The 1,246-nt window shown below is 49.1% G+C and carries 1 protein-coding gene; it reads left to right on the plus strand.

The genetic code is table 11. The features are described 5' to 3' along the window. Positions 1 to 229: 229 nt before the first annotated feature. Positions 230 to 1,246, plus strand: a 1,017-nt coding sequence (locus J8X26_RS18400) for an integrase arm-type DNA-binding domain-containing protein (protein ID WP_208951571.1), incomplete at its 3' end; no start/stop codon positions are given.

Raw genomic sequence — 1,246 nt, forward strand, 5'->3', positions numbered from 1 at the left:
AGTTCAGTCGGTAGAACGGCGGACTGTTAATCCGTATGTCACTGGTTCGAGTCCAGTCAGAGGAGCCAAATTCTTGTTTTCATGCCTCTTTGCGAATCCTTATGTGATTTAGATTCAATAAGTTAGCGCGAAAAATATTCCCGATGCATTTTTAGTTTTCCCTCCGCATCGGGAGAATTTGGTGGTCAGATTTGGGGTCAAGTTGGTTCGATGACGGAGTGACCCCCAAATGTCTCTTAACGACACAAAAATCCGCAGCTTAAAACCATCCGCTAAACCCTTCAAAGTTTCCGATTCTCACGGCCTATACCTTTTAGTTAATCCAGGCGGTTCACGTCTCTGGTATCTCAAATATCGTATCAATAGAAAAGAATCCCGTCTCGGCTTGGGTGCCTATCCTGATGTCTCTCTGGCTGATGCTCGTCAACAGCGTGACGGTATCCGTAAATTGCTGGCGCAGAATATAAACCCAGCACAACAGCGATCCGCTGAAAAAGCCACGGTATCACCGGGAGAGACCTTCAAGGCTATCGCGCTGAGCTGGCATAAAAGCAACAAATCATGGTCAGAGAACCATGCCGCCCGTCTGCTTGCCAGCATGAACAATCATATCTTCCCGATAATTGGACACCTGCCAGTCACAGAACTGAAAACCCGACATTTCATCGACCTGCTGAAAGGAATTGAGCAAAAAGGTCTGCTGGAAGTGGCGGCACGCACTCGGCAGCATATGTGCAACATCATGCGTCATGCCGTGCATCAGGAGTTGATAGAGCATAATCCGGCTGCCAATCTGGACGGTATAATCGCCCCTCCAGTTAAACGCCACTACCCTGCCCTTCCCCTGGAACAACTACCAGAGCTGTTAACCAGTATTAAGGACTACAAGCAAGGACGAGAATTAACCCGCCTGGCAGTATCACTCACCCTGCACCTGTTCATCCGTTCCAGCGAACTTCGTTTCGCCCGTTGGTCTGAGATCGATTTCAAAAATAGAATCTGGACCATTCCTGCCACTCGCGAGGCCATCCCCGGTGTCCGCTACTCCGGGCGTGGTGCAAAAATGCGCACTCCACATATCGTTCCACTCTCCAGTCAGTCCATTGCTATTCTGAAACAGATACGGGAAATATCCGGGCATCAGGTGTTGGTATTCCCCGGCGATCACAATCCTTATAAACCGATGTGTGAAAACACGGTCAACAAGGCGCTACGCCTGATGGGCTATGACACAAAAGATGAAATC

The organism is Rahnella sp. ChDrAdgB13 (genome assembly GCF_017655185.1).
Taxonomy (GTDB): domain Bacteria; phylum Pseudomonadota; class Gammaproteobacteria; order Enterobacterales; family Enterobacteriaceae; genus Rahnella; species Rahnella contaminans.